The organism is Sulfurimonas sp., assembly GCF_028714975.1.
Taxonomy (GTDB): domain Bacteria; phylum Campylobacterota; class Campylobacteria; order Campylobacterales; family Sulfurimonadaceae; genus Sulfurimonas.
This window is the reverse complement of the sequence record NZ_JAQTLH010000006.1, coordinates 86,798-113,426: the sequence shown is the minus strand read 5'-3', so window position 1 is coordinate 113,426 and position 26,629 is coordinate 86,798. Positions and strand designations below refer to the sequence as shown.

The following is a 26,629-nucleotide window of genomic DNA, read 5'->3' as shown; positions in this document are numbered from 1 at the left end:
AATCCATGTGCCAAATAAATCAATGTCCCAAAAGGCACTTTCTCGCTTTACTCACAGCGCTTCCAACTAAAACAAGGAAACCACTTTTTGCAAAGCAAAAATGTTTCTTTAGAAATCTACATACCAAAAAAGTATCTATTTTTGTTATAATCTTTTCAGTAAATTAGTTTCAAACAAGGCGTTTTATGACAAAGGCTTTTATATTAAATTTCTTGTCGCAACATAAAGATGAATTTTTTCAAAAATATGGTGTAACAAAAATAGGTCTCTTTGGAAGCTATGTGCGTGATGATTTTAAAGAAGAGAGTGACATAGATATTGCCATAGAGATGTTGCGTGAAAAGAAAAGTTTGAACGCATTCTTTTCTCTCAAAAGAGAACTCGAAGAAGCTTTTAACCTCAAAGTTGACCTTGGCATAGAAAGCTCTCTAAAGCCAATCGCAAAAGAAAAAATTTTAAAAGAGATAGTTTATGTCTAAAAGAGATGAGCTTCTTTTTTTGCATGATATTTTAGATTCTACAAACGCTATTTTAGAGTTTACAGATGGTTTTGATATTGATAAATTCTCAACGGATAGACTTGTATATAGTGCTACAATCAGAGAATTTGAGATTATAGGCGAAGCTACCATTCATCTTTCAATTGAAACATTATCAAAATATGACCAAATTCCATGGAGAGATTTAAAAGATTTTAGAAACCTTCTCATCCACGAATATTTCGGAGTGGACTATGAAATTGTTTGGAATACGATTAAAAACGATTTACCTCTACTCAAAAAAATTGTAACAAAAATGATAGAAGATTTTAAAGCCAATTAGTTTGAAAATCATGCACAAGATATAAAACTCTCGACTTTGCAAAACTTTGCATATATTTTAGGCAAAGAGTTGAGAGTGCAGCTCGTATAAAAAGTGCTATTTGAAAAAGAAATGGTAATAGCTATATACTTTCTCTTTTTATTCAGCTACACTTCGGTCAATAAAAGATGATTCGAATTACATCTTTAGTCTGCTTTACATTGATGACCTAGTTAACAGTATAATCCGCCTAAAAGAAAACTTCATATTAGATTTTAAACACCCCGGTAATGAGGTGTATTCAAACACAAAGGTATTACAATGGCAGCATTAGTAAACGGAACTGTTAAATGGTTCAACAGCGAAAAAGGTTTCGGATTTATCGAACAAGAAGATGGCGGTAAAGATGTATTCGTACACTTTCGTCAAATCAACAGCACAGGCTACGGTCGTGTGTCACTAGACGAAGGTCAAAAAGTTACTTTTGAAATCGGTCAAGGCGAAAAAGGTCCTCAAGCAGAAAACGTTACAGGTCTGTAACTTTTCTATGAGCGGATTTTTCCGCTCAAACTATTTTATATCCACTTCAATGAGTAATTTTTGTTACTCAAATATAATCATATACCCTTGACAACACACTTAATCTCTCATTATAATAGTTCAAACAAACTAAAGGATGACTTATGTGTAAAGATGCTATCGTATTTTCCAACAAACCTGAAGGTGTGACGCTCGAAGCCGGTGTTGAGCACTATATTTGTGCATGCGGAAGAAGCAAAGATGGCGTTTTTTGCGACGGAAACCATGAGGGGACGGCGTGTTTGCCAAAAAAAGTAATCGTTGAAAAAACAAAACAGTATCATATCTGCTTATGCAAGACAAGCAAAAATTTTCCTTTTTGTGACGGAACTCATAGCATGTATAGCGACGAAGACATCGGCAAAGGTGTTGCGTTGTAAAAGATTTAAAGTTGTAGAGCAGCTTTTTGCTACTCTACTATAAAATATTTCTGTTTAAGGATGGTGAATTTTTCTAGCTCTTTATTTCCATCAAGGCTTAGATTTTTAAGTGCTTTTGGATTTACGACATAATATCCGAGTTGCACCTCGATTTTATCGCCTTTTTGAACTGCGTCGCTGTAACTCACGCTCTTTTTCTCTTTAGCTTTAAGCATAGTATCTTGTACGACTTTATTTGCTAACCACGGCATAGAAGGTCCCTCGTCGTTACCGATTATTCTGACAAAAGTTTCAGTTTTTAACGGTATAGCTTTAGAATTTCTTATGATATTTACTCTAAGCTCTGCAACTCTAAGCGGATGCAGCATAAAATTATGAGGAGCCTTGTTTTCCACGATTACATCAAAGCCGCTGCTAGTTTTTTTGAAATCAAACTCAACATATTGAGTTAACATCTCAGGATGTTTTCTTGCACCTGCAAAACCGTGAAAAGCGTGCTTTTGACTTTGTCTAATCGTAGTTGCACTGCCTTCTACTTTTGGCATATGGCAAGTTATACAGTTCTCTTGCTTATCTTTTGCACCCTCTTTGCCCGTTTCACAAAGCATAAACTCATGTGAATTTTCCCTATGAGAGTGGCATCCCATACAAACTTGACCGGTATAAAATTTTTCATTAGTATAGTCAATATTATGGTACGGTGAGCCGACTGTAGTTTTATTCATGCCAAACCATGAACTCTCTTTTTTATAAACTACCTTCTCATTCTCTCTTCCTGCTTCAGCCGAATAAAATGTTTTATTATCTTCGCCGTACACATTTTTATTTATAACCTTATGCTCCTCAATGTCTTTTATAGTATGACAAGTCGTACATGTTATACCTTGTTTATAATCCTCTTCGGATTTAGCTTTTGGAGCGTGACAGCTTGCACAATTGTAATCACCCTTTGCTTTTAACGGATGCTTATCCCAAACTGCTTTATGCACTTCATCATCATAAAATGTTGATTTTTTGTGCATTGAGCCTTGAAACTCTTCAACGATTGTCGGATGACACTTTACACATGTCTCAAGCTCCGATTTAGCAATTAGTAACGATGACAATGCTACTGCTAACAATAGTATCTTATTCATATTAACTATCCTTTTAATTATTATAAGTTAAAATTTTAACATACATTAAAATAGTATACTTGATTTATATCAACAACTTTTCGTGTTAAAATACAAAATAAATAAACAAGGTAAAAAATATGCTTATTCCGTCAAATTTATTAAGCGGTAAAAAAATACTTCTTGGAGTGACCGGTTCCATTGCAGTTTATAAATCACTCGACCTCATAAGAATCCTTACAAAAGCAGGAGCAGAGGTTAAAGTCGTAATGAGCGAAGCCGCTAAAAAGTTTGTAACGCCTCTTACTTTTGAGACTCTCTCAGGCAATCAAGTATTGGACGATACAAACGAGTCGTGGGCAACAAATCATAACCACATAAAAGTAGGAGAGTGGGCAGATTTGTTTGTGATAGCTCCTGCAACTGCAAACACTATAGCAAAACTGGCAAATGCCATAGCCGACAATATGCTTTTGCAAACGGCGCTTGCCTATCCGCACCTAAAAATAATTGCACCCTCGGCAAATACGAATATGCTTGAAAACCCTTTTACAAAAGCAAATCTTAAAATGCTGGGTATTGCAAACTATGAGATAGTAGATACGCAAACAAAAGAGCTTGCATGCAAAAGTGTAGGAAACGGTGCTATGGCTGAACCGATAGAGATTTTTTGGCACTGTGCAAAAGCTCTTTTAAAAGATGAGTTTTGGGCAGACAGAAGAGTAATCGTAACGGGTGGCGGAACGATTGAGAAGATAGATGAAGTTCGTTTTATATCAAATTTTTCAAGCGGAAAGATGGCTTCGGCTTTAGCTGCCGCACTCTACTGCAAAGGTGCGGATGTAAATCTAATCTCAAGTAAATTCGACAAAGATTTGCCGCTTGAACTATACACTATAGATGTAGAGAGTTCAAACGAGATGCTAGAATATCTAACCGATTCTATCCGCATCGCCAAAAAAGGCAAACTTTCAAAAGCAACGCTTATGAGAGACGAACAGATTCATCTGATTCAAAAAAAACCATACCTCTTTATGGCAGCAGCCGTCAGTGACTATGTCTCGTCGTACACGCAAACGGGAAAACTTAAAAAAGAGACTCTTGGGAGCGAGTGGGATTTGAAACTAAAACAAAATATCGATATTTTAAGCGCTATTGATAAAAATGGTATTATAACCGTCGGTTTTAAGGCTGAAATGGATGAAAAAAATGCACATGAGAATGCTTCAAAGATGATTGAAAATAAAGGTTTAGACGCAGTTTGTCTAAATATATTAAAAGATTCTTCAAGTTTTGGAAGCGACACAAACAAAGTTGATTTTATAACTTCAGATAAAGCAGAGTCTATTGCAACGGCAGATAAACTCAGTGTCGCATTTGAGATTTTAGAACATGCAAAGAAGATATAATAAAAAAAGGTACAATTACAATAGATATTAAACAATTTTTGGACAAAATTATATGAATAAAGCAAGACATATAGCAATTATTATGGACGGCAACGGTCGCTGGGCGGAGCTTAAGGGGAAAAAAAGAGCCGAGGGTCACGAAGTCGGTGCAAAAATAGTCAGAGAAATAACGGAGTTTTGTTCAAAAAATGATGATATCGAGAGCTTGACACTTTATGCTTTTTCAACTGAAAATTGGAAAAGACCTCGTTTGGAAGTCGAATATCTAATGAAACTTTTAAAAAAATATTTAGATAGCGAACTTGAAAATTATCTACAGCACAACATTAGATTTGAAGCAATCGGCGACATAAGAGCTTTTTCAAAATCTCTGCAGCAAACGATTAAAAATGTTCAGGAAAAAACCGCTCATTGTGATGGTTTAGTTCAGTCGCTTGCACTTAACTACGGCGCACAAGACGAGATAATCAGAGCCGTAAACAGAATAAAAAATTATGAAAACGACATAACGGAAGCGATGCTTAAAAATGCACTTGATTGCAAACATGATGTTGATTTGATTATCCGTACGGGCGGAGATCATCGACTATCTAATTTTTTACTATGGCAGGCTGCTTATGCGGAACTATTTTTTACCGACACACTCTGGCCTGATTTTACGACAAATGAATTAGAAAAAATTATAAAAGATTTTACAAAAATTGAGAGAAGATTCGGAGGATTAAAATAGTGGAACTAGCATTGGCTTTTATCTTAGGAACCCTTTTTGGTTCATTTTTAAATGTGATTATCTTACGGCTTCCAAAAGATGAGAGCATCGTATTTGATGCTTCTCACTGCCCGACATGTAAAAATCCTCTTAAACCTTGGCACAACATACCTCTTTTCTCTTGGATTTTTTTACGAGGAAGATGCTCGTTTTGCAATACTAAAATTTCACTTCAGTATCCGCTTATCGAGCTCGCTTCAGGCTTGATTTTTTTGGTTTTGGCAAATAAATTCGGACTTAGCTTTCCCCCTCTTTTGATTGGATTTAGTTTTTTAACTCTACTAGCACTCTCTATGATAGATTTTAAGTACAAAATGATTCCTGACTCGCTAAATCTTCTGGCTTTGCTCTTTGCGGTATTTGGAGCATGGAGTATAAGCGGAATCGCTGCAAACTTTCAAAACGCCCTGCTCTTTGCCGGCGGATTTACTCTGCTAAGATTTGCCATCTCTTATGCACTTACTTCATCAGCTCACAGACATGCAAAAAAAACTATAACGCCTTGGACGAAAAACTATCATACATACCCGTTTATAGAAGCAATGGGAGAGGGGGATATAATGGTTGCTGCTACTATGGGAGCACTTCTTGGAGTTAAACTCACTCTTGTTGCTATATTTTTATCGGCTCTTTTGTCACTGCCTGTTATGCTATTTGTAATGAATAGATCAAAAGAGGAGCAGCGTGTTCCTTTTGTGCCGTTTTTAGCTGTGGCTACATTTATAGTATATATATTTGACAGCCCGATTTTAAGCTACATTGAGGCAAATTACTGATGAAAATATTACAAAACTATATAAAGCAGTCTCTCTTTATTCTATTTTTATCGATATTTTTACCGCTTTTCTCCATAGCATCTATAGTTTTTTTGATAAAGATGGCTACATATACGGCCGTAATCAAACTATCTCTCTTTGAGATGAGTAAGCTCTTTTTCTTTATGTTACCGGAACTTCTCTTTTACACACTTCCGATATCATTCTTTGTGGCCGCTACGCTTACTCTATTTAAACTCTCAAACGATAATGAGATAATCGTTCTATTTGCTCTTGGAATTAAACCTAAGTTTATTTTAAAAACACTCTTTGTTCCTGCCCTATTTTTATCTACGATACTTCTTTTTAATTTTTTCGTACTATTCCCACATGCGAAAGTGCTTTCATACAACTTTTTATCATACAAAAAAAGTGAAGCAAAATTCAATTTATCAGCTTCTGAATTTGGACATAAATTCGGTGAATGGTTACTATATATCGGGAAAGATAACCTCGACGAGACATACTCTGATGTAATTTTGTTCAACAAAAAACAAAATGAAGAAGTTTTGGTAGGAGCAAAACAGGCCCAAATCATAAATGATTCGGGAATTTTAAGACTTAAGCTTACCTCCGGAGAGGGGTATAGTTACTCAAAAGAGAAATTTACACAAATAAATTTTGAAGTTATGTTTATAAACGATACTATGAAAACAGACTTAGATGAATATCAAACAGCACTAGAGTATTGGTTTCCTAAAGATTCGTCGTTGTCGTCTAAAATGGAGAAAAAGTTAATAACCAATATTTTACTTAGTATTTTTCCGATGCTTAGTCTATTTGCCGTTGCAAGTATCGGTATTATTCATGCAAGACATCAAAAAGGAAAAATTTATCTCTTTTTATTTTTAGGAATTATCATCTACTATGCTCTTGCCATGTCGCTTCAACTTCTTATCTCTGCTTATGCCTTGCCGGTTTTAACTTTTGGATGGCTTATAACTACATATGCAATCTATAAAAAAACAATTGTTGCCAAGTTTTAGATGAGATGTGCCCTAACTCTTGCCTATGACGGCACAAATTTTCTAGGCTCTCAAACACAAGAGAGTTCACCAAATACTATATTTGGAAGAGTAGAAAGTGCTTTGGGGCAATTAAATATAGACTCAAAAGCAACTCCAAGCGGAAGAACAGACAGAGGCGTTCATGCTGCGGGACAAGTTTGTCATATTGATTTACCGGAATTTTGGAGCAATTTAACAAAGCTCAAAAAAGTTTTAAACGATATGCTCCCATCATCCATTCATATAAAAAGCATAAAAGCAGTAGACGATGATTTTCATGCAAGATACAGTGCAAAAAAAAGAGTTTACAGATACATTATAAAAGAGGGGCAAAGCAACCCTTTTGAAGATAATTATGTGACTTTTTTAGATAGCGTTGATTTTACGAAAATAGAGAAAAATATAAAACTTTTTTGCGGCGAATTTGATTTTAAAAGGTTTATGAAAAGCGGAAGTGATATAAAGAGCACGACTAGAGTTATATACAGAGCTTTTGCATATAGACATAAAGGGTTTATAATCCTAAACTTTGAAGCAAACGGATTTTTAAGAAGTCAAATCAGACTGATGGTCGGAGCTCTTTTAACTCTTGACGCCAACGAGATAAGAGAACAGCTAGAGTGTAAAAAAAGACACAAAATAAAACCTGCAAAAAGCAACGGTTTGTATTTGAGTAAAATCAAATATCGGTGTTGATTTAGAGCATCTCTACTCTATTTTTACCGCTCTCTTTAGCCTTTGTAAGTGCCTCATAACCTCTTTTCATTATATCTTGCATAGTATCATCAGCACTATAGCCCGTTACTCCAAAACTAGCCGTAGCCGTTCCTATAAAAAAGAATTTATTTTTTTCTATCAATTTTTGGAGATGTTGCGCAACTATAACTGCATGTTCAGCATCGGTTTCAGGGCAAATTATTAGATATTCGCTCTCACTCCAGCGACCGATTGTGTCCAAATAGCGAATATTGCGCATAAATAAATCAGCCATCTCTTTCATAACCGAATTTCCGACCTGATAACCGTGAGTATCGTTTATGGCTTTCATACCGTCAATATTGATTACTATTACACTAAATTTATATAAGTATCTTTTTGATCTATGAAGCTCATCTGTTAATACTTCTTCAAGTTTTGCCTTGTTGTAGATTTCGGTTACTTCATCTTTTGTAGAAAATTTTTCATTCTCTTTTGCTTTTGCTAAAAGTTCCCGCTCTTGGCTTTGAACTTTACGCTCTAGTTTTTCATTTAACTCTCTTAACTCTTTTTTTGATAAATTGAGTCTATCGGCTACTTCATGCTCTTTTTTAACCTCAAGCTCACACTGCATCTCAATATCTTCAACGCGGGAGGTCAATGCAAAAGAGATCATCATAATATTTAATATAACCGCAAAAGCATAAAAATTATACATATAATCATAATAGTGCATAAAGCCTAAAACTGCCATTAATGACACTAATGCTCCCAATGCTAATGACAGCCATGCCAACAACAAGTAAATGCTTCCTGAAATCTTTTTATGCAATGAAAAAGCAGAAACAAATATCAAAAATAGGAAAGATATTAACGAAAAAAGCATAACGACATAAAGTGAAATCAAACTATCACCCATTATAAAACCAAAACCGCCAAGAAGCGCAGAGAGCAAAAGTAAAATAAAAAAGTAACGCTCACTATTTGGAAGATATCTGTCTAGATTTAAAAAACTTTTAGTAAACAACATACTTGTAAAAAGAGTAAATGCCGACATCGCTAAAGAGATATTTTCATTATATATCGAGCCGTTTTTAGAAAACGGGTAAATACCGTATCCGTAATAAACACCCATTAAAAAGAATAAACTCACCAAATAAAGCACATAAAACAGATAATTTTTATCTTTAAATTTTAAATAATTATTTACATTATAAAAAAGCATAATAAATACTATACCAATCAATGCACCGTTTAACATAGTGATATATGCCAAACGCTCTATTGCTTTTTTTTGTGAATAAAGTTGCGGAGCAAGCGTTAAAGCGCCTTTGCTTTTTACTTTTATATAAACTATGGCATTTTGCGACGGCTCTATTGTTATCGGAAAAAAGAGAGATTTTGCATAAACTTCTCCGGCCTTAGACGAAAAAGCCGGACTAAAATTTGTTACATTTAATTCTTCACCTTTTCTTACATAAAAAGACATCCCACTCACCCATGAAACAGGTATTTCTATTTTACCCTCAAAAAGCTCATGCGAATCATTTAACATGCTAAAACGCATCCAGGCAGTATCATTTGTATAACCGATATAAGATGATTCTGATTTTACAGGTTTAAAATTATCATTAAATAAATCTTTGGATACATCTTCATATGTAAAATGGTTTTGTGCATCAAAAAAGAGTTCAGAATGCTTGGATAAACTAATCTTTTGCGTCTTATCATTAACTTTAAAAACTTCTAATGCGCTGAGCTGCGTAATAAATACAAAAAACAAAAAAAATAAAACAGTGCGTCTAAAACCATTATACATTAAAAAATTCCTCACAGTCTATAATCTATATCTTATACAAACAAAGCAAAAAGTTTTCTTTTTTGTATAGTATAATTCCATAAAATAATTTTAGGATTTAATTTGCAAGCATTTGGAAAATTCTCAACAAGCTTTGATATGGAATATCTCACGGAGCAATATATTTATATACAAGAAAGCGATGAAATCATAGATATAGAACAGCTGCAAAAAATGCTTGATAACAAGCGTAAAACTGTTGCAGGAACTATCTTCTTATACAACCCGACTATTTCTCCCGTAGGATACAACTGCAACACTAAACTCGCTTCTCAGGGTTATGTATTTGACGGTAAATATTGCGAACTAAATTTTGACAACTACTGTAACCTCTTTTCTTCAGCCATCAAAGACGGATATAGGGGCAAACTTATAGAGATAAAATATCTTTTTGGTTTAAATAGACCCGATATTGAGCCGACTACGGTACTTGAAGAGTTTGATGCAGACTTGGATAAATACACAAGTAATCAACTCACAAGATACGATAAAGGGCTTAACTATCTTGACTACCTAAATATTCGCCTAAGCGGTAAATTTGTATTTTTTGGTTCGGGAAATAAGTTTGATAAGCATCATAAAAATATTATTACCTATGCAAGAAATCTTGCCGCACAAGCCGTAAAACTGGGAAAAGAGGTAGCATACATGTATGATAACAATTATGATGTAAAAGAGAGCCTAGAGCTGGCATACTTTCTGCCGCCTCTTGCTACTGGAAAATTCAGAGATGTAAGAGCGAACGCTTTTAAAAAAGCGTTTTCAACTTTTCCGCCGTCAATTATAAAAACAAGTTAAATCCTCAATAAAGGAGAGCCTCTTTTTTGAAGCTCTCCTAAACTACTTTTACTTAGTAAAATGTTCTAACAACTCGTTATCGGGAATCTTTGTCAAATCAGCATGAAGATTTATCTCCAACTTATCTTTAAGAGCAGGCTCAAGCAGTTCTACTAATTTATTGTTAATCGCTTTAGGCGCAGCAAGATACCAAGATTTACAACTATGGTTATGAAGTGCTTGAGAGATCTGTTTTGCAATCTCTTTAATGCGTCTGCGCTCCTCTTCAAGAGCAAGATTGTGATCTTCACCCGAACCGCTGCCACGAGAACTTTGAAAATTACCTTTTCTATCAGTTACTTTTTCACTTAATCTCTGATGAATGTCTAAACTGTCGGCACTTTCAAGAAGTTCGACCGACTCTCTCCCTAGTGGATCTTGTTTATTTGTAAATAGTTTGTAACGCTGTAAATCTGTGACGATAATAAGTTTTGATAACATGATAACTCCTATTTTGTAATAAAATTGGAAAGCCGCAAAACGCTTGAAATCTCTCCAATTTATTTATTGTATCAAAATTTAATTCAAAAAATCTACTTAAATACTCACTTCTTTAATATCTGCAATTTTTAGGATACTTTTGTATATAGAAGCAACTAGAGATTTTCTGTTATTTCTAACTTTTTCATCCTCGGCATTTACCATTACATCATCGAAAAACTTGTCAAGCTGCGGTTTAAGACCTAAAAGCGCATCAAGCTCCTCTTCGTATGAGTCGTACTTAGATGATAATACTTCACTATATTTAGCAAAAAGAGCTTCTTCTGCTTTTGCTTCAAATAGCTTAACATCGACTCTAAACTCATTTGACATATCGATATCTTTAGTAATGTTTGCAACTCTTTTAAATGTTGAAAAAGATTCGCTAAAACCTTCGCTCTTTACCATAGTCTCTAACGCATCTATCTTTTTACCGATAGAGAGCAGTTCTCTCTCCCCCGAAGCAAGTACGGCTTCTATGATAGACGGATTTACTTTAAAATATTGTCTTAATCTCTCTAAAAAGAATGCTTCAAGTTTTGAGATATCAAACTCTGCATAATCCTTGCTAAGCATAGTTAGAGTTTCAACTATATTAAACTCTAAATTATGCTCTTTTGTTATTCTTATAAGTCCGTTGACCGCACGACGAAGTGCAAACGGATCGCGTGAGCCTGTAGGAATTTGATTTACGCTAAAGAGTCCTATAAGAGTGTCAAGTTTTAAACTCATGGCTACAATTGCGCTCATAGGCGTTGAAGGAAGCGCACTATCTTCACCGTCTGGCAAATACTGTTCTTTTATCGCAGTTGCGACTTCATCGCTCTCCCCGAGTGCTTTTGCATAGTAACATCCCATAAGACCTTGAAGCTCTGTAAACTCATATACCATCTCGCTCATTAGGTCTGCTTTTGCAAGAGATACGGCACGATTTAACATCTCTTTGCTTGACTCTTTTGGTTTGTACATATCAAAAAGAGCATTTGCGATTTTTCTCTCGCGCTCTATCTTGTCGGCAACCGTTCCAAGACCGTTCATAAATACGACTTTTTCCAGTCCGTTTGTACTAAGTCCCTTTTTCAAATCGTTGTTGTAAAAGAAAAGCGCATCAGCCAAACGAGGGCGCAGAACTCTCTCATTTCCCTCAATAACTTTGGAAAAATCATCTGTCAGAGCATTTGAAACTACAACAAATTTATTTATCAACTTGCCGTCTTTAAAAACCGGAAAATATCTTTGGTGCTCTTTCATAGAAGTAATGATAACTTCGGGAGGAAGTTTTAAAAACTCTTCGTCAAATGAACCCAAAATTGCAGTAGGATGTTCTGTAATAGCTACAACTTCATCAAGCAGGTCTTCATCACACTCTATTTTAATACCGCTCTCTTTTTCAAGCAAAGAGAAGTTGTTTAAAATACTCTCTCGTCTAAGTTCTGGGAAAAGTGTTACTCCGCCGGCTTTTAAAACTTCAAAATACTCTTTTGCCCCGTTAATTGAGACTGAATTAAAATTGCTAATGCGGTGTACAAAAGTCTTTTTTGCCGATTTTACGCCAAAGAGTTCTACATTTACAGACTCATCGCCAAAAAGTATATTTACCCAACGGATAGGACGGATAAAACTCTCGCTTAAACTTCCCCATCGCATAGATTTGCCGAAATCCAAAGATTTAATCCATGTATCGACAATATCGCCGATTAGCTCAATCGACGGCTTTCCTGCAACCTCTTTTTTATAGTAAAGAACCTCTTTGCCGCCTTTTTGTGCAGAACCGATTGCTTCCATAGTTACGCCGCATTTTTTAGCAAATCCCTCTGCAGCAGGCGTTGCTTTGCCGTCTTTATATGCGACTTCTAAAGGTGCACCAAAAAACTCCTCCGTAGAGTCATCTTGCTCGGTTTTAAACTCTCTGTGCCAAATAACCAAACGACGAGGAGTATAGTAAAACTCAAACTCACACAAAAGTGAATTTTTTTCTAAAATGTCGGCATATTTCTTCTCAATATTTTTTAACTCTTTTAAAAGCGGAATGGCAGGAAGCTCTTCTACACCAATCTCAATCAGTAGTGGTTTTATCATAAATAGACTCTTCTTATTAGGATTTATACATAAAATGAGCAAAGCCCATTTTATTACGCTAGCCGCTTTGGCACTGAAGCTTGCCTCTTGCGAGCCAGAAAACTTTTTACAATTTTGCAAAAAGTTAAATTATGGAACGCGATTCTATCTATATTTTTGTTAAATACTTATAAATTAAACAAATCTTAATCATGAGAAATAAACCTGAAATGCCGTTTTATCTAAATGAGATTAGAGCTAAAATAGCATTTAAACAAAAAAACAAAAGGAATTAATATGCCGATAATCAATCGTTATGTAGATATAGACACAGTAGAGAGAGAAAGCAAAAAAGATTATATAGACCGTCATTCACCGTTTATTCACTGCCAAGATAGCGCAAAAGAGGGAGAGATGTTTAGCATAACCGTTAAAATGGGAAATGAGTATGCTCATCCGGATGATGTTGACCACTATATAGCTAATATGTCGCTGTATAACGGCGAAACTCTTTTGGCGCGTGCTGATTTTCTAGCCGGAACTTTAGGAAATATGAAAGCACATGCAACGGTTACTTTTAACATTATCCCAACAGGAAGCAAACTAAAACTTACTGCTCAAGCGTACTGCACTAAACACGGCATTTGGGAATCGACTCCAAAAATTGTAGAAATAACTAAGTAATTCAACTCTCTGATTAAACCATTAACTAGATTCCAAGTCAAGCTTGGAATGACGGAGTTTCGGTCATCCTGAACTTGATTTCGGTCATCCTGAACTTGATTCAGGATCTAGCATCATATGATAAAAACTTTACTTTATCTCATTTGCCATACTGTCTAAAGTAACAAAAAGTTCTTTTGAAGCACCTTCTGCAGCGCTAAATGCTTTAATAATGTTATCTGAATTTTTAATTGCATCATTTTTGATATACTCAGGTATTGTTCTAACCTTGTCATGCACCGTTTTATGAATAGGATCGATTTTGCTATAAGAAGCAGTCGCTCCAAATGACTCTTTTGCATCCCCCAAATACCATTTACCAAATCTGCAACTAGTGTGATCCGAAAATTTAAAATTATGGTCATCCTTAAACACGGCGCTATATCCGCTTAGTTTAAATGCGATATGATCTAGTTTTGCAAGAGTTATAAAAAGCTCGTTTGAAATCATTTTGTTTGAAAGTTGAATATCCTTTGCACCGTCTACCAAAGAGTGTAAACTATCATTGAATACCTCAAGTTTTTCCAAAGACGATGAAACTTCTCTATCCATATGTTCTGAAAATTCCTGCATCGACGAACTGTTTTGTTTTAGCAGATTTATATTTACTTCAACTTCACTTGTCGCTCTTTGCGTTCTCTCTGCAAGTTTTCTAACTTCATCTGCAACAACCGCAAATCCTCTACCGTGCTCACCTGCACGAGCAGCTTCGATGGCAGCATTAAGTGCCAGAAGATTTGTCTGATCACTTATATCTTTTATAAGCGATATGACATTTGTAATCTCATTAACACTATTGTTTAGTTGGTCTGAGTTCTCTCTGCTTTCATGCATTTTAAGCGAAATGCTATTTAAGGACTCTTCCATCTCACGAGTAGAACTTTTTACCTCTTCTACAATAGCTTCTGTTTGAGCATTTTTTTCGTTTATATTTTTAAGAGATTCCATATTGTGCGCCAAACCTGCCTGAACGCTTCCCACACCGCTTGATGCACCTTCATTTAAAAGTGCAGTCAAGGAAAGCGTAAGCATATTTGCTTCTAGCTGCTTTTGACTCTCTAAAAAATGCTTATTTGATTTCTCTAAACTCTCTTTTGCTTCCTCTAACGCTCTATTTGCAACGCTTGAGAGATGATTTGCAGATTGCTGTATGAAACCTATCTCATCGGTTGCGCAATTTGTAATTTTTTTAGAAAAATCTTTTGACGAGACGATATCATCTATCTCATTTTTAAATCTGTTTACCCTTTTTGTCAATGTATTTGAGATAATAAAAGTAAAAATAAGTATAAAAAGTATCACGGCAAGATTTACAGCCAGTTCAATTAACATAGTGTTAAATGCAATATTCTTTAAATGCGAAACCTGTTGCTCTATTTTTTTAGCTACGGCATCTTCGACATTTTTTAGCAAATTAATTTTACCGGTTATTGTAGCAAACCAATAAGTCGCGTCTATCTCAAATCCGCCGTTTGGATGTTCAAGAGCAACTTTTCTCATTCGCTCAACTTCCGATACCTCTTTTGACTTCATACTCTCTTCATAAAAATTCTTAATCTCCGCAGGTGCTAAAAATAGAAACTTATTTGTAAAAATTTCCTGACCGTTAAGCAGTCCTATAAACTTTTCATAAAATCCCGGAGCAAATTTATCTTGAGAAAAAGTAGATGAAAGAACTGCCCGCTCTATCCCGGATCTCTCTTTTGCAGATAAGAAATTTACAAAAGCGTTAATTAGATTATTCATCTCTGCATTTGAACTCATTTTTACCATCTCTTCAATGGATAAAATAAAATCATTGTTCAAGTCAGTATAATAACCCACAGGAACGCTTACCGCAACGCCTAGTGAGTCTACCCCGCTTCTTATTGACCCAATTCTAGACAAACTCTCAAATGCTTTTGCGACTTTTGCCTGTAAATCTTTTGAGAGATGTCCTACATCCAAATCTTCTTTATAATTTTTTGTAGCTTCCGTTAAAGCTTTATCAGTATCTTTTCTGATTGCTTGAAGTTCAGATGAAAATTTTGTACCTTTTGAACTTATAAATCCAGCCGATGCGCCTCTCTCTTTTTGAAGGTTATGTACCAATTCACTCGCTTTTGTAGCAAAAGAGACCATCAAACTTATACTTTTTAAAGCCTGAACCTCTTGATAATTTTTATAACTGCTTATCCCAAGCGTAATAAAAATTACAATCACGGGCACAAAAACCATAAGTGCCATTTTTAATCTAATCGACATGTTGTTAAACATTCCAACTCCCTATATTTTCTCGATTTTTTATTTTAGCATATGTAAAAAGATTTTACACCATATTTATATTTAAAAAACTAATATTTAAAAAATTTGATTTTTTTTACAAAACTCTTTTTTTATCGGTATGTTCAATAATGTTACTTAAACTTTTTAAAGCAAGAAACATAGATAAAATAAATGCTACCGCACCTAAAAAGGTGTTATTCATCAAAACGGCTCCGATACTCATAAAGAGTGCAAAGAAAGTCAAATATTTATTATTCACAAAAAACGCAGTAATCGCAATAATAACTGCCGCAATTCCAAACTTCCCAAGATACAAAAACAGCGCAAGAGAGGCTCTTGCATCACATAAAAAAGAGCCTGATGAGTTGCCACACTCTGCCGCAAAATCGCTATTTGTTAAAAAACCGTATTTTAAATAGGCAAAAATCGCCAAAAATACCGCCATATACAACCCAAAAATTTTAAGTTCGCTATATGCCGTTTTTTTACTTCCGCTATATAAAATATAGGCAAATCCAAGCGAAATTAAAATCCATACATTTGAGAAGAGATTGAGATATGTTTCATTTATAAAAACAGCAATTGATGTTAATGCAAGAATTAAAAAAGATGCCTTTTCAAATTTGCCAAATTCCATACTCTTAAATTTATCTCTATAAAGCCACAAATAAGAGATAATCGAAATAGCAAAAATATATATCTCAAAATTTCTATATCTTCCGTCAAAGGCAAGAGAAATATTTAAAATGGTTACAAAAACAAACGAAGCGTAAAAAAGTATCATAAGAGACGAGTCAGGACCTTTTAGTTTTTTGGCAAAAATTTCCTTAAGCGATAATATTTGAGGTTTTCTGCCATATGCAATATTGGCAAGTAGAAAATAGTATATTAAAATATGTACAAACATAACTAAAAGCGCCCATAAAAGCTCTGCAGCTGTTCTTACCGTAACGCTATACTGCTCGATTTGAAGTGTAAACAAGATGGCAAAAAGAGTATTTAATGCACCAAAAAGGAGTATTTCTCTTGTTCTGATTTGTGCATTTTTTAGCAAAAACGAAAATAGTACCACAAGAGTGATAGAGCCGAGTGCTAATAGTTTATAATTTGGAAAATTTGAAACATCGCCGTCAAAAACTTTTTTATCGACTCTGTCTTTATTAAAAAGTCCCCAAAAACCGCCCACGGCTCCCTCACTTACTCTTTTCCACGGTTGGTCAAACGCTTCTATGATGTTGTAGTTCCACCCCTCTTTTTGGGCTAATTTTACAAACTCTCTAACAAAAACCGCCTGATTTATCTTACTAGGGATAGCGTCTTCTCGTGCCCTGCCCTCTGATGGCCAGCCTGTTTCGCCTATTAAAATATTTTTATCTTTTAAAACGGCTTCAACCTCGCCTCTTACATCCGCCAAATGACCGATGGATTTATTTATGTTCATAGGGTTGTCTTCCCAGTACGGCAATATATGAATCGTTACAAAATCCGTAACTTCTTTTATTCGCGGATGTTTAACCCAAAATTCCCATACATCGGCATATGTAACCTGAGTATTTGGAAGTGCTGCTTTTACCTGTTTGATGTAGTTTGCCAAGAGTGTCTCTGTCGCATCGCCGCGAAGCAAAACTTCATTTCCTACAATAACGGCTTTGACTATATCTTGATTCTCTTTTGCCAGTTTTATAAGCGCGTTTATCTCTTTTTGCGTTAAGATTTTATCACTGCTTACCCATGCACCCATATACATTTTAAGACCGTTTTCTCTAGCAATACGAGGAATCATCTCTAGTCCAACGGTTGAGTATGTTCTTATACAATCAGTGTATTTTGATAATAACGCTAAGTCATTTCTTACCAAATCCTCTGAAACTACCATTCCATCCGCAAAGGAAAATGGAGATTGATCTTTTGAAAAGGGTGCATAAGAAACACACTCTAGTTTTGAAAAAGAGTTTTTATTATCTTTTAAGATAAACACCTCCCCTACCAAGTACCAAAAAAGTGCTACTACGGAGATGCTTGCTAAAATTGCCGATATTTTTTTTGTCACTATCTTTTCCCTTTTAATGCAAAACTCTTGATTTTTATTACGTAATTTTATCCAAAAAAGTAAATTTTAACCACACTTTAAATATGTGGCTCCTGCCTTGCGGGGGTTAGAGATGGCTTGTACCGTTTTTGTACCGCTTATCTAAAAACCCTATGACCATCTTCTCTTTTTTAGGCATAAAATGAGCATAAACTCTGAGGGTAATATCTAGGTTTTCGTGACCTAAAGTATTTGATACCCACATTGGGTCTATTCCATTATTCAACATCATACTTGCAAAAGTATGTCTTGTATTGTGCAATGTTCTTGTTTCAATATTTAGCTTCATTAAAATACTTTTATAGTTTTTATACAAAGCTAAACTAGTTCCATAATAAGTGTTTTTTGTATTGAGAAACAGATAACTGTTTTGCATACCGGTTTGGAGCTGCTGATTTTTAAAAAAATATCTAGCTCTTGGCAACATCTCAATATCTCTATGGCTTGAATAAGTTTTTGGCGTATTTATTATGCCCTGTGCAATTGTTTTTGATATTGATATCGTATCTGTTTCAAAATCAATATCTTCCCATTCCAGTGCTAAAACTTCACCCGACCTCATCCCTGTAAAAAAAGATATGCCGAGAAAGTTTTTTATATGCTGATTTGGACAATTATCTAGGATTAAATCAATCTCATCCAAAGTAAAAGGCTTCTGTTTTTTCTTTACTTTTTTCATACTTGGAATCTGAACCATCATTACTGGATTAGTCTCTACAAATTCACTCATTATGGCGATATTAAAAGCTTCTTTTAAAAGAACTCGTGCAGTTGATATTGCCTGCCTCTTTAATCCTCTAGCTATGAGGATATCGTGCCATTTTTTTATATCTATTGGCTTGATACTGGTTATTAACCTATTTTCAAAATATGGCAAGATGTTTTTTAAAGTAGATTTGTAAGCGATATTTGTTTTGTGTTTAACAAACACGGCTTTATCTTTTACAACTTCTCTTAACAAGTTATTTATCATAGGTGTGCCTTCATTGACACCTATGCCTAAATCCTCATTTAATCTGCCATCTCTAAACTTTCCGATAATAATATTTTTATTTACATTCGTAAATTTTAATTTCGACGATATGAGCTTATCGCCCACGCCAAAATATAAAATACCGTTACGGTTTTTAAATCTTAACTTTCTCACTTTACTATTCCTTTATCTCGCTCATCACGAAATTTCAAAATAGCATCCTCTATAAACACAAGAATTTTACCATTTTTCCTATAGAAATGATGATTTTCCCTTAAAAGCCCCTGCTCTATGTAGTTGTTAATAGTTCGTTCCGATTTGTTTAAAAACTTTGCTACTTCTTTTTTACTGGTAAGAGGCGGTGCCAATTTAGCCATTCTCTCAGCCATCAATTCTATCTGCATTAAAAGCTTTGGAATTAACTCTAAATTTTCAAATGATTCTACATTCATAAGCTAACTCCTAGAAAGGTATTTTTCTAAGACCGCGTCTTACAAGCTCATCATCAATGGCATCATACTTATAGAGCAGCTCGTCATAAAGTTCATTGTCAGGCATTACACCGCTCATCTCTTTGGAGAGTGCTTTTTCATAGCTTATTAATCCATCATCCGAGTAGCTTCTTAAGTCATCCGTGATTTTCGGCTTCTCTGCCTCTTTATGTTCATTATGAAACTTTTTGATGTTTTGGCGGAGCTTGTAATCTTCCTCAGCACTCTGTAACAGTTCCAAGAAGTAAAAGAGTGTAGGAGCATTATCATGCAGCAGCAATCTTGTAATCTGTCTCTTAATAGGTTTACGGGCATCTTCTAAAGAGTATCTGTAAGATATCTTCTCTATCTTCTCCAAAGGTGTAGTTATCTGCATAAAATCTTTATTGTCATAGTGAGTGGAGATAAATTCCCAAATAGGCAAGACATCTGCTCGTTTGCGGTTTGATGAGTTAATTTGAGCCTCTGTAAGTGATGATGAGTCAATCAGCTTTATAAACTTACATCCAAGCTCAAACAAGCTCTGAGAACGACTTAATGCATCCTCTATAGTATCAATGCCGTACTCTTTTAAAAACTCACGGTGAAGTTCAAACTCAACGTTAAATACAGGTTTTTTAATATCCAGTCCATTGACTCCGAAGTAGTTATACATAATTTCTTTTTTTGCGGTTGATGCAGTCTCCAACTCTTTCATCTTATTGTAGATTCTAAGCAAAAAAGGTTTTTTACCTACATAGTAGGTTTCAAGTTCATAACCGCTTGAACGCTCTGCTATGTTTGCAGAGTGATTTTTCTTCTTAGAGAGTATCATCTCTTTGCGTAGATAGTTGAAGTTATGCTGTACAAATATATTTACATCTATTCTAGTTACTGGAAAATAGTTTGTACTAAGCAGAGCACCTTTTAAGAGTTGCGTGTTGATATACTCTAGCAAAGATTTTATGCCAAGCGTATATATTCCGATAGCATTAAGCTGAACTCTGATGTTGTGAATATTTTGAGCTTTTTGGGAGTCTTTAAATCCAACTCTAAAGAAGTCATGGTTAAACCAGAGAAAACCGTCTCTGCCCATACCGCTATATTTTACATCTATATCATTTATAGTGATGATTAGGTCATTATCATCATAGGCATAATTTAGAGCATTAAACTCTGCTTTTTTATATTCTATCTGCTCTATAATGTTTTCATAAAACTCATCATATTTACCGCCACTTTGAGCAAAATAATAGAGTGCATCTATACCGCTGATATGAGGTGTATTTTTTATATCTTTTTCTTTCATAGTAAATTCCTTTATATATATTCTTTATGACTTACGTCAGGGGGTGTTACTAGAACCCCCTAGCAATTATTTAATTGACACTTCTCAGATACTTTCTCCATATAAATATGGAGCCTCTTGCCTCAGAGAAGTATCAATGCAACTATTTATTTTTCATGATTATTGGTGTGATTGGTAACGGCTTGCATAGATGTCTCTTGTGACTTAGGCGTCACAAGCCGACATCTATTACAGCTCGTTACATCTCAAATATTTGTAAAATATCTGAGCTTTATGGTTAGATACCGAAGAAAGTTATTCCTTGACCGAAATAGCCTACATCAATCTCAATAGTTTTTCCTATTGAATCTTTGTGTTTGAGATAAACTTCTTCTTTGACACTTATGTCAATGAGCTCTTGTTTTATAGAGCCGTTTTTAGTTGGCTTTTTTATTAAAAGCTGTAGCTTTGAACGTGAGGGAGTTACTACTCCAGTTTCTTTGTTTGTGTACTCGTCTGTTTTAAATGTGTTCAGTAACACAGCACTTAGTTTTAACATTTTTTTGTCTCCTATGACATTTGTTTTTTGGAGACTAGCTAGTCATTTTTGGTTATTCTGTTGCAACTCTGTATCATACGAAATTATGTACTGTCAGACCTAGGCTGATATAAAGGAGTTTTTCCAACTAATGAGAAGTATAGGAGTTTTTAGAGTGGATATATTGGGCTTTTAACGAGTTTTTTTATCGTTCTATCAAATAATGGATGATTTACTATTTCATCGTGACCTTCGTCTAAATACATTCTTTTTATTAATTTCAATGCATCATTAACAGAGCCTTTAATGAGCCATGTATATTCTTTTTTATGGTCGTAGGCATATATAGTATTTTCATTTAATGCCGTTTTTATATAGATATTATAGTTGAAAACTTTTGGACTCAAGCCTATTGTATAGCTTCCGCCCTCTCTTACATAAACTATATTTGGGAAAAAATTTTCTGCCAAATTATGAACTATTTTTGCTAGTCTAGATTTATTGATTGTTTCTTTTTTATAGTAAGGGAAATATGCCTTAATCATAAAGCTACGTATAACTTCATCTTTAGAGGTCTTCAAACCGTTTAAATAAGAAAATACCTGCTCAAAACCTTTTTTTTCACCATCTGAGAGTTCTATTTTTAACTTGTTAAAACCATGCATTGCATTTAATGTAATAAAAAAATTAGCTATATTTATATGGTTACGAAAGGTTTTTATAGAAAATCTACTTATTTTTAATCTATCATGCCCAAAATCAGTTACGGCAGAAAATGGCTGATATTCATCAAGTTGTTTACGAACAAAATTTAAAGGAGCTTCTAAACCATCTTTATAACTGCTTGTTAGAAATGCTGTTCCACGAGACAGTCTTTCGTCTCTTGAATATTCTTCTAATGTTTTAAATGTGTTATATAGATATCCAAGAAACATATAAAATTGAACAGATATTATGTACTTTTCATAATGATAAAAACTGTTGTATTGAAATAAATAAAATATGTCATCTTTAAAATCATAGAGATTTGATTTAGAAAAATATCGTTTTTCTTTACTGGCTATTTGTTCCAAAAAGAAATAATTTATTGTATCTTCAAAAGCCTTTTCGTAATGTTGTTCTTTTGTGATATTTTCTTCTTCTAGTTTGGTATCTAGAAGTGTTAGTTTTTCTGGATTGTGTGCATTTAAAAATAGTTGAAGTTTTGACTTATATTCACCTTCTTTTATTTTACCTAAATTAAGGGGCATTAGAGTGTTGAATATAAAGTCTATTTCTTGTTTTGTTAATACTAAAGACATATTAGATTTTATTTTATAGGTATATTACTTTGCTTTAATGGCAAAAGCTCTTGAATAATTTTATCCGAATATTTTCTCTTCAAATTATCTATATAGGATGGTTCTATTGAATATAAATAAGGGAGATAACCTTTTAAATAGCTAAGTTCATTAAGCTCTATATTGTTTGTAGAATATTTATAAATTAGAGTCCTGATTTCTCTTTTTTTCTTTTTTCCAATAGATATGCTATTACTAGTCGTAAGCGTCAATCCTGTAATTTGTCGTCGTCTTTTTTTGGACGTAAAAATATTTTTATCTTCATTAACCAATAATTTAATAAAAAAATCTTTTAAATACTCTTTTAATAATTGCAATATTTCGTTTAATGTATTAGGCTCTGATGTAGAAAAATATAAATCATCAGCATATCTAGTATATGTAACTCGTTTTTTTGTACATATATTAGATAAATATTCGTCTAAATCATATAATATTATATTGCTTATGATAGGAGAAGAAGGGGCACCAATAGTAAGTTTATTACTTCTAAATACAAAAAGATTTATTAAAGTAATATCTGTATCAGTTAATGGATTCTCTAAGAAGTGCATATTCTTTTGAAAAAATTCTCTAAGATATTCACCTTTAATTGACGGAAAGAAATTACTAAAATCAACTCGTAATAGAAACCTTGAATTTAAATGATTAGTTGCCATCTTTTTAATATTCTTATTATTTTGATATGAATATACAGACTCATGTATAGGAAATTGTTCCAAAATACTAGAAATTATATACCGTTGATAACTTTTAAGTTCTCTAGATGGTTGAGAAATAATTCTATTACCTGATGTACGTTTTGGAATAGAATAAGTTTTATATCTTCTTGAAGCACTATATGCAAACTTATATAAATAAGAAAAAGTCTCTGAAAATTCACTTTCTATTGCATTTTGAAAATAGCTCATACAGCTTCTCCTTCTTCTTTATATTGAAGTTGTAAAAAAAGCAGTCTTGCTTTTTCCCGTTCCGTCAACTTTATATCTAATAATGAGTATTCACTATTAACTGGAGTAAAATAGATAAAATCTTCTAGTATAACTCTTCTAATTAAATCAGAAACTACTAATATTGATATTATGGTTGTGAAATTTTTACTTTTATATACAGAAGTAAATTCTTTTAAAATCATTTCCGTTGCCATTTGCAATTGTTTATATGTTAAAGTAGGAAGTAGTTTAATAATTTCATATGTAACCGACAATGGAAACAATTCACTTTCTGTAAGTCTGACTGACGAATGTTTATTAGTGTAATCTTTAGTAAGATTTGTAATCAGTTCTTCGAATTTTGTAGTCTTTGTTGCAGACTTAAAATCCATGAGTAATGGTCTGATATCCTTATTGTTATGAATGACATCTATAATATGGTTTAAATAAGAGTTTGCACTTGCAAAATCATAATGGTTAGCAACATAAATTTTTGCTTTTGTTTCAGGAATTGCTGTAAAATAGCCCAATTCAGCATATGAGCCTACACTTTCAGGAAAAATAACTAATGAGTAAGATTGTTTGATAGCATATAGTTCTAACTCTACTAATGCTGTTCTTTTTGCGGTAATACCATGTCCAATATTACTAAATTCTTTTAAATCATTATAGATAGCTTCAATTGTAATAAACTTAAAAGGTGTATCACAAGAAATTGCATAAGATAAAAATTGTTCGCGAGTAGTATCTTGTAGATTTTTGCTAGTTCCACCAAAGACAAATACAATTTCTAAATGCTCTTTAAGTGATTTTGGTGCTTTAAAAATGAAGATAAGTTCTTCAATACGTTCTTTAACCTGTTCATACGAGATAATAGACATTAAATATTTTAGAACAGGATTGAAGTCCTGTTCTCATTTCCTACTTTTAAGATGTAAAGACATTCTTTTAGAGCTTTGTAACGAATGTTGCAAAGCTCTAAAAGAAGGGCTTTACAAACAATGCGGTACAATTAAATTCGACCAAGGCTATACACCTGGCAACAAGCTATAAAATCTATTCTGATTTAAGCCAAGCTAGGAAATGCGGAAATATTGTATCCTAAAGTGAACCTAATAAAACTTAAAATACTTCATTTATAATTCAAATAATGAATATATAAAAAATCTTATTTTTCACATTGACAATTATTCTATTTTCTTCCAACTCCACTTGTCACCCTTGACTATATGAGTTACTTTTGAATGACCTATCCACATTCCATTCATATTATTTGAATTAGTAATTTCTAGCTGAAAAGCTCCATAATAACCTAAATCATCTTTTTTGTCATACCAATCACCAACAAAATGGTTATTAATTATTCTTCCAAAAATAATGTATGTTATTCCCTTTGAGATAAATTCAGCATAGCAATAAGAATTAAATTGTTTAATATTTGTATAACTATGTCTATCTATATCTTCAAGAAAGTTCTCACTTTTTGCCGAACCCCATAATTGTTCCCAATCTCCGGTAATTTGAGTTGGTTTACTTCTAAAATAATTCCTGACTGGCAACCAATAAAAATATTTAACAAAAAACGGAGCAATTTTAAAGTCAAGCAATGCCTTCAGTATTAATAAAACAACAAACGATAAAGCACCATTGATGATTGCGTTAAAATCTATTTCCATAGTTTAGCACTTGAATTACTATTATAAACTGGTAAAATTTTTATATTCATATTAATTATCTCCAAACTGTTACTGTAGCGTAATCATAGAAGAATACTTTTTTAGGCACTCTTGCTTTTGCTAACTTCTTAGAAAATTCTTCTAATGAGTTTTTTTCTGCTTCAGATGATATACCAAAATAAATATTTTTTACTTTATTCTTTAAAATTGCCTCTCTAATGTGAGTATCATTTGTCTTTAGTAATGTTCCAAAAATTATTAAATTGCTTGGCTCTTTTGTACCACCTATTGAACTTAAACTTTTATAGCAATTATTCAAATAAGCATTATGAATAATCTTGGCTTGTTTCTGTTCACTCGTTCCCTCTGAAACAAATATAGGATAAATATCATTTTTTAGATTTTCAAGTGTTTGTTCCTTTAAAGCAATATCTGTCCTAGAATATGTATTTTTTATAATTTTATTTTTTTTATCAAAGATATGTAGTGCTCCGTGTAAAAAATATATCTCTTGCGGGGAACTATCATTTCCAAATATAACATAGTCTTTTCCAAACTCATCATCCTCATGAAATCCATCAGTTGGAGATAATCTACCTTTTTTGATTTTACCTTGAATAATAAAATCCATGAGTTTAATAGTACTCCAATACAATAGCAAATCATAATTAAGAGTGTATATTTTTTCAAAGTTATTAATAAAACTAGCACTATTTAAATATTCCTCATCAGATATTTCTGTTATTTTTTCTGGGTGATTATTTGTTATGATTTCAACTAAATGTTTTTTAAGTAAAATAGAATCATCAAGTATCTTTTTCTCATCAGCACGATGTAGCACACCATACTTCTTTAAAACCCTTACTGATGTTTCTAGAAGTTTAACAACCTCTTCAAAATCTTTAGTATCAAACTCTTTAAAGATTTGATAAACTGCACTTGATTCTTCTATAAGTTTATTTTTTACTGCGCTTTCTAATAAACTAGTAAAAGAAAACCTATCTCTATTATAAGACATACTAAAACCATTACCTAGTAGTAGGTATCTTCGTTGTTCTTTTGTAGCTTTCATTACATCGCTATAATTTAACATTTCAAAACTCATACATTACTCTCCTTTTAAATAAACACTATAAATATGGTTTGAAGTTAAGCAAACGACACTTCCAAATAATAAATAATCTAATGAATATGAGAATCATTGATGTTATTTTAATGTGATAATTGTTAGATTATAGAATCAGTTAACTTAATTATATATATTTAATGAAAACATTATACATTAGTATAAAAATATGTCCATACTGTGCCTAAAAACAAACTATTTATGAAGAACTTAAAATATTTTGATATGGTTGTAGAGTTCTCGTTTTTTTAGTCTTTCATAGTTTTTATTAAGTCGTTTTAGAATTTCCAGTATTCAGAGCCAAAAAGAACAAGAATCAACCATACAAAAAGTAGATATTACCTCTCTAATTAATAATATGGATAGAAGATAAATGAATATATTAAATGTGCATAAAATATGTAA

At 33.3% G+C, this 26,629-nt stretch carries 26 protein-coding genes; 11 read left to right on the top strand and 15 right to left on the bottom strand.

What is annotated here, in order from left to right; genetic code table 11:
• Positions 1-185 precede the first annotated feature (185 nt).
• The 4 genes from PHQ93_RS07170 to PHQ93_RS07155 all read left to right on the top strand — a co-directional run bounded on the left by PHQ93_RS07170 (position 186) and on the right by PHQ93_RS07155 (position 1,760).
• Positions 186-479, top strand: coding sequence for a nucleotidyltransferase family protein (locus PHQ93_RS07170; RefSeq protein ID WP_299942599.1), 294 nt, complete (start codon positions 186-188; stop codon positions 477-479).
• The gene (locus PHQ93_RS07165) at positions 472-822 is read left to right on the top strand and encodes a DUF86 domain-containing protein (RefSeq protein ID WP_299942597.1); all 351 of its coding nucleotides are present in this window, start codon (positions 472-474) and stop codon (positions 820-822) included. Before PHQ93_RS07170 ends, PHQ93_RS07165 begins: the two co-directional genes overlap by 8 nt.
• Before the next feature lie 300 nt (positions 823-1,122).
• Positions 1,123-1,341: a cold-shock protein gene (locus PHQ93_RS07160; protein WP_299942595.1), complete on the top strand. Its 219-nt coding sequence runs from the start codon at positions 1,123-1,125 to the stop codon at positions 1,339-1,341.
• Positions 1,342-1,484: 143 nt separating this feature from the next.
• Positions 1,485-1,760: a CDGSH iron-sulfur domain-containing protein gene (locus PHQ93_RS07155; protein WP_299942593.1), complete on the top strand. Its 276-nt coding sequence runs from the start codon at positions 1,485-1,487 to the stop codon at positions 1,758-1,760.
• 29 nt (positions 1,761-1,789) lie between these two features.
• Here the strand turns inward: PHQ93_RS07155 and PHQ93_RS07150 are convergent, their stop codons facing one another.
• Positions 1,790-2,896 (bottom strand): multiheme c-type cytochrome, encoded by a 1,107-nt coding sequence (locus PHQ93_RS07150; RefSeq protein ID WP_299942591.1) that lies wholly within the window; start codon positions 2,894-2,896, stop codon positions 1,790-1,792.
• A gap of 119 nt (positions 2,897-3,015) precedes the next feature.
• On the opposite strand from PHQ93_RS07150, the gene coaBC reads away from it, so the two are divergent.
• The 5 genes from coaBC to truA are packed head-to-tail and all read left to right on the top strand — an operon-like array spanning position 3,016 to position 7,571.
• A complete protein-coding gene (gene coaBC, locus PHQ93_RS07145) occupies positions 3,016-4,284 on the top strand; it encodes a bifunctional phosphopantothenoylcysteine decarboxylase/phosphopantothenate--cysteine ligase CoaBC (RefSeq protein WP_299942589.1) in 1,269 nt (422 codons plus the stop codon).
• Positions 4,285-4,336: 52 nt separating this feature from the next.
• Positions 4,337-5,014: a di-trans,poly-cis-decaprenylcistransferase gene (locus PHQ93_RS07140; RefSeq protein ID WP_299942587.1), complete on the top strand. Its 678-nt coding sequence runs from the start codon at positions 4,337-4,339 to the stop codon at positions 5,012-5,014.
• Positions 5,014-5,829 (top strand): A24 family peptidase, encoded by an 816-nt coding sequence (locus PHQ93_RS07135; protein WP_299942585.1) that lies wholly within the window; start codon positions 5,014-5,016, stop codon positions 5,827-5,829. The genes PHQ93_RS07140 and PHQ93_RS07135 overlap by 1 nt, the downstream gene beginning before the upstream one ends.
• Complete coding sequence (locus PHQ93_RS07130) at positions 5,829-6,854, top strand: LptF/LptG family permease (RefSeq protein WP_299942583.1); 1,026 nt, start codon at positions 5,829-5,831, stop codon at positions 6,852-6,854. Before PHQ93_RS07135 ends, PHQ93_RS07130 begins: the two co-directional genes overlap by 1 nt.
• Positions 6,855-7,571, top strand: coding sequence for a tRNA pseudouridine(38-40) synthase TruA (gene truA, locus PHQ93_RS07125; protein WP_299942581.1), 717 nt, complete (start codon positions 6,855-6,857; stop codon positions 7,569-7,571).
• Position 7,572: 1 nt separating this feature from the next.
• Here the strand turns inward: truA and PHQ93_RS07120 are convergent, their stop codons facing one another.
• Positions 7,573-9,390, bottom strand: a complete 1,818-nt coding sequence (locus PHQ93_RS07120) for a diguanylate cyclase (RefSeq protein ID WP_299942579.1) — start codon at positions 9,388-9,390, stop codon at positions 7,573-7,575.
• A 102-nt stretch (positions 9,391-9,492) separates the two neighbouring features.
• Here PHQ93_RS07120 and PHQ93_RS07115 point away from each other — a divergent pair, with 102 nt between their 5' ends.
• Complete coding sequence (locus PHQ93_RS07115; protein WP_299942577.1) at positions 9,493-10,227, top strand: hypothetical protein; 735 nt, start codon at positions 9,493-9,495, stop codon at positions 10,225-10,227.
• A gap of 48 nt (positions 10,228-10,275) precedes the next feature.
• Here the strand turns inward: PHQ93_RS07115 and PHQ93_RS07110 are convergent, their stop codons facing one another.
• Positions 10,276-10,707, bottom strand: a complete 432-nt coding sequence (locus tag PHQ93_RS07110) for a host attachment protein (RefSeq protein WP_299942575.1) — start codon at positions 10,705-10,707, stop codon at positions 10,276-10,278.
• Positions 10,708-10,803: 96 nt separating this feature from the next.
• Positions 10,804-12,825 (bottom strand): glycine--tRNA ligase subunit beta, encoded by a 2,022-nt coding sequence (gene glyS / locus PHQ93_RS07105; protein ID WP_299942572.1) that lies wholly within the window; start codon positions 12,823-12,825, stop codon positions 10,804-10,806.
• A 276-nt stretch (positions 12,826-13,101) separates the two neighbouring features.
• On the opposite strand from glyS, the gene PHQ93_RS07100 reads away from it, so the two are divergent.
• On the top strand, positions 13,102-13,488 hold the full coding sequence (locus PHQ93_RS07100) for a class II SORL domain-containing protein (RefSeq protein WP_299942570.1): 387 nt from the start codon (positions 13,102-13,104) through the stop codon (positions 13,486-13,488).
• Positions 13,489-13,617: 129 nt separating this feature from the next.
• On the opposite strand, the gene PHQ93_RS07095 is transcribed toward PHQ93_RS07100, so the two are convergent.
• The 11 genes from PHQ93_RS07095 to PHQ93_RS07045 form a co-directional block, all read right to left on the bottom strand.
• A complete protein-coding gene (locus PHQ93_RS07095; RefSeq protein WP_299942568.1) occupies positions 13,618-15,783 on the bottom strand; it encodes a nitrate- and nitrite sensing domain-containing protein in 2,166 nt (721 codons plus the stop codon).
• 103 nt (positions 15,784-15,886) lie between these two features.
• A complete protein-coding gene (locus tag PHQ93_RS07090; RefSeq protein ID WP_299942566.1) occupies positions 15,887-17,842 on the bottom strand; it encodes a glycosyl hydrolase in 1,956 nt (651 codons plus the stop codon).
• Positions 17,843-17,948: 106 nt separating this feature from the next.
• Positions 17,949-19,028: a site-specific integrase gene (locus PHQ93_RS07085; protein ID WP_299942564.1), complete on the bottom strand. Its 1,080-nt coding sequence runs from the start codon at positions 19,026-19,028 to the stop codon at positions 17,949-17,951.
• Entirely contained in the window at positions 19,025-19,306 is a 282-nt protein-coding gene (locus PHQ93_RS07080; protein WP_299942562.1) for a helix-turn-helix domain-containing protein, read from the bottom strand. Before PHQ93_RS07080 ends, PHQ93_RS07085 begins: the two co-directional genes overlap by 4 nt.
• Before the next feature lie 10 nt (positions 19,307-19,316).
• Complete coding sequence (locus PHQ93_RS07075) at positions 19,317-20,633, bottom strand: hypothetical protein (protein WP_299942560.1); 1,317 nt, start codon at positions 20,631-20,633, stop codon at positions 19,317-19,319.
• 277 nt (positions 20,634-20,910) lie between these two features.
• Positions 20,911-21,171 (bottom strand): hypothetical protein, encoded by a 261-nt coding sequence (locus PHQ93_RS07070; RefSeq protein WP_299942558.1) that lies wholly within the window; start codon positions 21,169-21,171, stop codon positions 20,911-20,913.
• Between the two features lie 149 nt (positions 21,172-21,320).
• Positions 21,321-22,451, bottom strand: a complete 1,131-nt coding sequence (locus PHQ93_RS07065; protein WP_299942556.1) for a hypothetical protein — start codon at positions 22,449-22,451, stop codon at positions 21,321-21,323.
• 8 nt (positions 22,452-22,459) lie between these two features.
• Entirely contained in the window at positions 22,460-23,401 is a 942-nt protein-coding gene (locus PHQ93_RS07060) for a retron St85 family RNA-directed DNA polymerase (RefSeq protein WP_299942554.1), read from the bottom strand.
• The gene (locus PHQ93_RS07055) at positions 23,398-24,303 is read right to left on the bottom strand and encodes a retron St85 family effector protein (RefSeq protein WP_299942552.1); all 906 of its coding nucleotides are present in this window, start codon (positions 24,301-24,303) and stop codon (positions 23,398-23,400) included. Before PHQ93_RS07055 ends, PHQ93_RS07060 begins: the two co-directional genes overlap by 4 nt.
• A 306-nt stretch (positions 24,304-24,609) precedes the next feature.
• Positions 24,610-25,098, bottom strand: coding sequence for a hypothetical protein (locus PHQ93_RS07050; protein ID WP_299942550.1), 489 nt, complete (start codon positions 25,096-25,098; stop codon positions 24,610-24,612).
• A gap of 55 nt (positions 25,099-25,153) precedes the next feature.
• Positions 25,154-26,203 carry a DUF4917 family protein gene (locus tag PHQ93_RS07045; RefSeq protein WP_299942548.1) on the bottom strand — a complete coding sequence of 350 codons (1,050 nt, stop codon included), beginning with the start codon at positions 26,201-26,203 and terminating at the stop codon, positions 25,154-25,156.
• Positions 26,204-26,629: the final 426 nt, after the last annotated feature.